Below are 6899 nucleotides of genomic sequence, written 5' to 3'. Positions count from 1 at the left end.
GAGCCTGGAAGTAAGGTCTCCGCATATCAGATTGGCTGGATATGATCGGCATCCCCACCCCGCAGGGCCGTGTCGGCAGTTCCCCCCTGCCCTCGTCCAGGCCCCCGCCTCCGCCGCTCCCGAGGACCGATGTCTGTGATGGCCCCCGAAGGACCGCCAACCCCGCCGCCCCCGGCCCGGCGCCGCCGCACCGTGCGCCTGCGGACCATGCTGGTCTGCCTGGCCGTCGTCCCGACCGTGGCGATGGGGGCCCAGGTCACCGTGACCGCCCAGCGGTTGCTGGCCCAGTCGGAGCACCTGCGCGCCGAGGTGGAGGCCGGCGAACGGATCGGCGTACCGCTGGTCGCGCTGATGACGGAGCTGCAGGCCGAGCGGGCGGTGACGGCCGCGCGGTGGGCGGGATCCTCCGTCGCCGACGAAGCCCTGCGCGAGCGGCGGGCCGCGACGGACCGCGCCGCGGCGGAGTTCCGCGAGATCGCCGACAGCGACAGGGGCACCTCGGGGCGTTCCGGGCAGGGCGAGGAGCGCCTCGCCGCCCTGAGCGGACGGCTCGACCTGCTCGCTTCCTACCGCAAGCGCGTGGACGCGCACAGCGGCAGCGCGGACCAGGCCATCGGCTACTACACCGGCGTGATCGACGACATCATCCGTGCTTACCAGGATGAATTCAGCCACGCCGAGGACGCCGAGCTCGCCCAGGAGAGCAGGCCCGCCGTGGCCCTCTTCTCCGCCTCCGAGATGGTCGCCCGCGAGGACACGGCCCTCACGCTCGCCGGCCCCTCCCGCGAACTGGCGGCCACCGGCTTCTCCCAGTTCATCGACGCCGTCGGCACCCACCGCTACCTGTACGACACCTGGATCGTGCCGTACCTGCCGCCGGCCGAGCTGGCCTCGTACGACAAGCTCACCGGCTCGGACGCCTGGCAGACCAAGCTCCGCGTCGAGAACGCGGTCATCGCCAACCACAAGGACACCGCGACCGGCGTGAAACTGCCCGCCGACGTCGACGACTGGCCCGCCGCGCACCACGGCTTCGCGCCCCGGCTGGCCGAACTCACCACGGCCCGGGCCAAGAACGTGCTCGCGCACGCCGACGCGAAGGCCGCCGGGCTCCAGAGCGAGGTCTACTGGCTGGTCGGGGCGAGCGGCGGCACCCTGTTGCTGGTCACCGCGGTCGTCGTCCTCACCACGCGGTCGGTGCTGCGCCGCCTCAGCCGCCTGCACACCCGTACGGTCGCCATCGCCGAGGAGACCCTGCCCGAGGTGGTGGCCCGGCTCCAGCGCGGCGAGCCCGTCGACACCGGGGCACTGCCGGCCGTGCACGGACGCGAGGACGAGGTCGGGCAGATCGCCGACGCCTTCGCCCGCGTCGTCGCCGTGTCCGTCGACGGCCACCGGCAACTCGCGGCCGAGCGGCACGGCTTCGGCCTCTTCGCCTCCGGCATCGCCTCGCGCACCGGGAACCTCGTCAGCCGCCAGCTCGGCCTGACCGAGGACCTCCAGGACACCTTCGGCCACGACGAGGCGCTCCTGGCCCAGTTGATGCGGTCCGACCAGCTGACGGTGGGGATGCGGCGCCAGATCGAGAACCTGCTCATCCTCGCCGGCGGCGAGATCCCGGACCCGCACACCGAACCCATGCGCGTCGCCGACCTGCTGCGCGAGGCCGCCGCCGAGGTCGAGGACTTCCGGCGCATCGAACGGCAGGCACTGGACGAGGCCAGCGTACGGCCGCACGTGATCAGCCAGATCAGCCACCTCCTGGCGGAACTGCTGGACAACGCCACCCGGTTCTCGCCGCCCCGGTCGAAGGTCGTCGTCCGCGCCGAACTCGTCGCCGACGGCCTCTCGGTCGAGATCGAGGACCGCGGGCCGCGCGTATCGGCCGCCGGCTACGAGACCATGAACGAACGCCTGCACTCGGCGCCGCCGTTCTCCGTCCTCGCCGAGAACGCGCACCGGCTCGGCCTCTTCGTCGTGGGGCACCTGGCCGACCAGCTCGCGGCCCGCGTCACGCTGCGCCGCTCGGTGTACGGGGGCACCGCCGCCGTGGTCATCCTGCCGGGCGCCCTGCTGCTCCCGGCCGAGGCGAAGCCCCCGGCGCCGCGACCGGCGGAGCCGAGGCCGCTGCCCGAGCGGAGCCCGCGCCCCGCCGCCGTACGCACACCCGTACCGGAGCCCGAGGCCGAGCCCGTACCCGAGGCTGAGTCCGGGCCCGTATCCGCACCCGCGCCCGCCGCCCCGGCGGCCACCGCCCTCGCGGCCGCCCGGCCGCAGCGCACCGCAGCCGCCGCGGTCACCGCCGCGCCCGGACCCGGCGCGCGGCCGGCCCTGCCCGAGCGCGTCCCGCAGACCCACCTCACCCAGCAGCTCCGGGGCCCGCGCGCCCCGGAGCCGGCCGCCGGCCGGGACCCGGAGACACCCGAAGAGGTGGCCGACGCCTGGGCCGACTACGAAGAGGGGACCAAGAAAGTGGAAGCAGAGCTCGGAGCGGACCAGCCATGACAACGACAGCCAGCGACATGATCTACGGCATCCTGGACAACAACCTGAGCAGGATCGCCGGCATCCAGGGAGCCGTGCTCCTGTCCAACGACGGGATCAAGCTCAGCGCCTACCTGCTGGAGCGGGACCAGGCGGAGCGCATCGCCGCCGCCTCCTCCGGCATCGCCGCCACCATGAAGGCGATTTCCCGGGAGATCGACGGCGGCCGGGTCATCCGCCAGCTCGTGGAGATGGACGACCGCTACCTCTGCGTCGTCGGCTGCGGGGAAGGCAGCACGCTCATCGTCGTGACCTCCCGCAAGGCGCGCCTCGGAGAACTGGGCGGCGAAGCCGTACGCACCGCCCAGGCGCTCGGCGAATGGCTGGGAACCCCCGAGCGCACCACCCCGCCGACCCCGTAATGCCCGACCAGCCGCCGCGCCGAAGCCCCCGCCGGACACGGCTGTACGCGCTGACCGACGGCCGTACGGCCGCCGCCCCGCAGACCGTCCTCACCATGGACACCACCATCGAGGCGGCGGCCGTCGCCGACGGCGCCCACACCGGTCTGGCCACCGAATGGCGGACCGTCCTCGCCCTGTGCGCCCGGCCGGGCGGGCTGGCGGTCGCCGAGATCGCCGCCCGCATGCACATGCGCCTCACCCCGATGACGCTCCTGCTGGGCGAACTCGCCGACCGCGGACTGATCCACCACCGGCCGCCCCTGGAAGGCGCCGAGACCACCAACGTCCACCTGCTCATGAAAATCAGGGACAACCTTGCCCGGATATGACACCTCCGACGATTCCACCGCCCGGGCGGCGTCCCCCGTCAAGATCCTCATCGCCGGCGGGTTCGGAGTCGGCAAGACGACCCTGGTCGAGGCGGTCTCCGAGATCGAGCCGCTGCGCACGGAGGAACGCCTCACCAGCGCGGGCGTCGGCGTCGACGACCTCGACGGCATCGAGTCCAAGAACCTGACCACCGTCGCGATGGACTTCGGCCGGATCACCCTCGCCGACGCCGGGGTCGTCCTCTACCTGTTCGGCACGCCCGGCCAGGAGCGGTTCTGGTTCATGTGGGACGACCTGCTGAACGGGGCCCTGGGCGCGCTCGTGCTCGTCGACACCCGGCGCCTGGACCGCGGCTTCCCCGCGATCGACTTCTTCGAGAGCCGGGGCCTGCCGTTCGTCGTCGGCGCCAACTGCTTCCACGGCGAACAGGCCTACACCGCCGAGGAGATCGCCGCCGCGCTGCACCTGCGTGACCCGGCCACCCCCGTCCTGCTGCTGGACGCCCGCTCCCGTACGGACGCCCGCGGCGCCCTGCTGGCCCTGCTGGACGTGGTCATCGCCCGGGCCGGAGCACCCGCCGGCGTCTGACGCCGGAAGCCGGACGGGGCGTCCGGCCGGGGGCGGTCCCCGGGCGGACGGGCGGCGGCGCTAGCGTGATCACCATGTACACGATCAATGGCGTGACCGCCACGCCGGGCGGGCGCGTCTCCGTCCAGTTCCATGACCACGGCTACGCCGCCAAGAAGGAGGGGGGCGACGACTCCCTCGGCGAGAAGCTCTTCGGCGAGGGGGCCGGGTGCGTCACCCTGCTGGTGATGCTGGCGTCGACAGGCCTCTACAGCCTGCTCAAGAAGAACGGGGCACCGGAGGCCGCGGTGACGGCCTGCCTGATGGTGGCGATCGTCTCGGTCTGCTACGGGGCGATCATCGCGCTGCTGCACTGGACCAGCGGGGTGCTCGCGAGCATCTTCCTCTTCCTGTTCGTCGTGGTGAGCTTCCCCCTGCTGCTGATTCCGGGCTACCGGCGGGCCCTGCGCCGTCGTTGGGGGAGCGGCGGCCCCGAAACCGAAGGGGACTGGGTCCCCGCCACGGCCCTCTCCGGGGTCTGGCACCAGCCCGACCCCCGCGGCGGCAGCGTGGTCACGGTCCGCCTCACCGACGGATCCGTGACCGCGTACGCGCCGACGCCGGACACGGCCCACGACCTGTACGCGCGCTTCGACGCACTGCTGCGCGGCGCCCGTCCGGCCCAGGCCGCGTACCAGCAGCCCGGGCAGTACCAGCAGCCGGCGCCGTACCAGCAGCAGCCGGGCCAGTACCAGCAGCAGCCCGGCCCGCACCAGCACCCGGGGCAGTACCAACAGCCGGGCCAGTACCCGCAGCCCTGGCAGCAGCAGCCGCGCGGCTGAGGGGCTGAGGGGCACCCGTCAGGCCCGCGCCAGCCGTTCGAGCGCGGCGGCCACGGGAGCGACGCCGTCCTCCGCGGCCAGCCGGCCGGCGAGGTACCGGGCCCGCTCCCGGTAGGAGGGGTTGCCCACGGCCTCCCGCAGAGCGGAGCCGAGGGCGGCCGGGCCGAGCCGGCGCAGGGGCAGTACGCCGGGGGCGGTGCCCAGCTCCACGAGGCGGGCGGCCCAGAAGTGGGCGTCGAACTGCACGGGCACGGGGACGCAGGGAACGCCCGCGCGCAGGGCCGCGCCGGTGGTGCCCGCGCCGGCGTGGTGGACGACCGCGGCCATGCGGGGGAACAGCAGGGAGTGCGGCACCTCGCCGATGGTGATCACGTCGTCCTGGGCGGCGGACAGGCCGGCCCACCCCTGCTGGACCACGCCCCGCAGGCCGGCGGCGCGCAGCGCGGCGACGACGTCGGCGCTGACCCGCCCGGGGTCGGGTGCGGTGGCGCTGCCCAGGCCCACGTAGACCGGGGCGGGGCCGGCCGCGAGGAAGTCCTCCAGCTCCGGCGGGAGCCGGCTGCCTGCGCTGTCGTGGGGCCACCAGTACCCGGAGACCTCCAGCCCCGGACGCCAGTCGCGCGGGCGGGGGACCACCAGCTCGCTGAAGCCGTGCCACACGGGCCAGCCCCGCCGCTCGCGGGCGCGGCGGGCGGTGGACAGACGGCCGGCGGGCAGGCCGTGCTCGGCGGCCAGGGCCCGCGCGGCCCGGGTGAAGACGTGGTCGACGGCCGTGACGACGGCCTGCCCGCCGAGCCGGTTGCCCAGCGGGCCCGCGGAGCGGGTGCCGAGCATCGGCGGCGGGAACTCGCGGGTGCCGTGCAGGGGTTGCAGGAAGAGGCCCATGCTGGGCCGGGAGAGGCCCTCGGCGATGGCGTACGCCAGCGGCGCGACCGTCCCGCCGGCCAGTACGACGTCCGCGTCGCGCGCGGCACGGACCAGCGGGTGCGTCATCTCCGGCGCGATGCGCCGCGCCAGCGCGACGGCCCGCAGCAGCTTCGCCGCCCCGTTCCGGCTCCGGTGCAGCCCGCGCCCGCGCGGCGAGTGCAACTCGGCCCTCGGATCCCCGGGGAGGGCGGCGAACCGCACCCCCGACCCGGCCACCAGTGGTGCGAACACCTCATGGGTCACCAGGGTGACCTCGTGTCCGGCCCGGGCCAGGCCGGCCCCCAGCCCCGTGTACGGCGCGACGTCCCCGCGCGACCCCGCTGTCATGACGGCGATCCTCATGCCCGTCAGTGTGGCGTCCGGACCGCGTCCACGCCGTGCGTCCGCGCGGGGCGGCACGGAAGACCTCCGGGCACCCGGTTGACCGGCGGACTGGCCCGTCCTCGCCGACGCGGCGGGCGCCCCGCACCCGGAGACCCCCCTCTCGGGGGACCGTTCGCAGCGGATCACCCGCGCCTACACCGGCGACTTCTTCGACCGGCACCTCAAGGGCCTGCCCGCACCGCGCCTGGACGGGCCCACGGCAGCCGACCCCGAGGTGGTCTTCCAGCGCAGCTGACCGCACCGGGCGGGCAAGCCCCTCGGCGGCCCCCTGACGGTCGATGGGATATGTGTGGATCATCCCGTGGAGGGTGGGATGTGACTCCGCCCACCCTCCCTTGACCCGTGAGGGAAGGCATACCTAAGTTCTGCTCATGTCCACGCACCGCTCCACACCCCCCGCCGGCCCCGACGACGACGCCGCCGACCTGGTCGACTTCGCCGTCGACCTCACCTCCCAGGAGATGCTCCGGCGCGCCCAGGTGATGGCCGCGCTCGGCCCCGACTGGGATCCGGTCGAGGTGCTGCGGGGCGAGGAGGAGGCGTACGACCTGCTCTACTCCGGCCTCGACGCCGAACAGCAGCGCACGTACGACGCCCTGGTGGCGGCCGGCGTGCTGCCCCTGCGCGGGGGCGGCCGTGCTGCCGCTTGACCCGCAGGCCGAGATCGGGCGCCGGGCCTGGGTGCCGTGCCCGGGCTGCGAGGACACCCGGGACTGCGAGCCGTGCGGGGAGCGCCGCGCCTGCTCCCGCCACTGGCGCTACCTGCTCTCCAACAAGGGCAGCCTCCTGCACCTCCAGTGCCCCGGCTGCACCCACGTCTGGACGCACGAGAGCGGCTTCGGTGCCACGCGTTCGCTGTGGAGCCGAGTGACCAGCGGCCTGCCGCGCCTCTCGTCGTAGG

Annotated in this window: 8 protein-coding genes; 7 read left to right on the top strand and 1 reads right to left on the bottom strand. The window is 74.4% G+C overall.

Going from position 1 to position 6899, the window contains the following annotated elements; genetic code table 11:
• The first annotated feature begins 138 nt into the window (after positions 1 to 138).
• From SSNG_RS01270 to SSNG_RS01250, 5 genes are all read left to right on the top strand, one after another.
• Positions 139 to 2505, top strand: a complete 2367-nt coding sequence (locus tag SSNG_RS01270) for a sensor histidine kinase (RefSeq protein ID WP_128636820.1) — start codon at positions 139 to 141, stop codon at positions 2503 to 2505.
• On the top strand, positions 2502 to 2906 hold the full coding sequence (locus SSNG_RS01265; protein WP_007261964.1) for a roadblock/LC7 domain-containing protein: 405 nt from the start codon (positions 2502 to 2504) through the stop codon (positions 2904 to 2906). Before SSNG_RS01270 ends, SSNG_RS01265 begins: the two co-directional genes overlap by 4 nt.
• The gene (locus tag SSNG_RS01260) at positions 2906 to 3277 is read left to right on the top strand and encodes a DUF742 domain-containing protein (RefSeq protein WP_042800368.1); all 372 of its coding nucleotides are present in this window, start codon (positions 2906 to 2908) and stop codon (positions 3275 to 3277) included. The genes SSNG_RS01265 and SSNG_RS01260 overlap by 1 nt, the downstream gene beginning before the upstream one ends.
• Positions 3264 to 3866 carry an ATP/GTP-binding protein gene (locus SSNG_RS01255; RefSeq protein WP_007261962.1) on the top strand — a complete coding sequence of 201 codons (603 nt, stop codon included), beginning with the start codon at positions 3264 to 3266 and terminating at the stop codon, positions 3864 to 3866. The genes SSNG_RS01260 and SSNG_RS01255 overlap by 14 nt, the downstream gene beginning before the upstream one ends.
• A gap of 74 nt (positions 3867 to 3940) precedes the next feature.
• A complete protein-coding gene (locus tag SSNG_RS01250; protein ID WP_129593270.1) occupies positions 3941 to 4687 on the top strand; it encodes a hypothetical protein in 747 nt (248 codons plus the stop codon).
• An 18-nt stretch (positions 4688 to 4705) separates the two neighbouring features.
• Here SSNG_RS01250 and SSNG_RS01245 read toward each other — a convergent pair whose 3' ends face one another.
• The gene (locus tag SSNG_RS01245; RefSeq protein ID WP_241694964.1) at positions 4706 to 5956 is read right to left on the bottom strand and encodes a glycosyltransferase; all 1251 of its coding nucleotides are present in this window, start codon (positions 5954 to 5956) and stop codon (positions 4706 to 4708) included.
• A gap of 413 nt (positions 5957 to 6369) precedes the next feature.
• On the opposite strand from SSNG_RS01245, the gene SSNG_RS01240 reads away from it, so the two are divergent.
• Positions 6370 to 6648: a DUF6400 family protein gene (locus SSNG_RS01240; RefSeq protein ID WP_042800367.1), complete on the top strand. Its 279-nt coding sequence runs from the start codon at positions 6370 to 6372 to the stop codon at positions 6646 to 6648.
• Positions 6635 to 6898 (top strand): hypothetical protein, encoded by a 264-nt coding sequence (locus SSNG_RS01235; protein WP_007261958.1) that lies wholly within the window; start codon positions 6635 to 6637, stop codon positions 6896 to 6898. Before SSNG_RS01240 ends, SSNG_RS01235 begins: the two co-directional genes overlap by 14 nt.
• Position 6899: the final 1 nt, after the last annotated feature.

Origin of the sequence: Streptomyces sp. C (genome assembly GCF_000158895.1) — a bacterium.
Lineage (GTDB): Bacteria > Actinomycetota > Actinomycetes > Streptomycetales > Streptomycetaceae > Streptomyces > Streptomyces racemochromogenes.
This window is presented reverse-complemented; position numbering and strand designations above follow the sequence as displayed.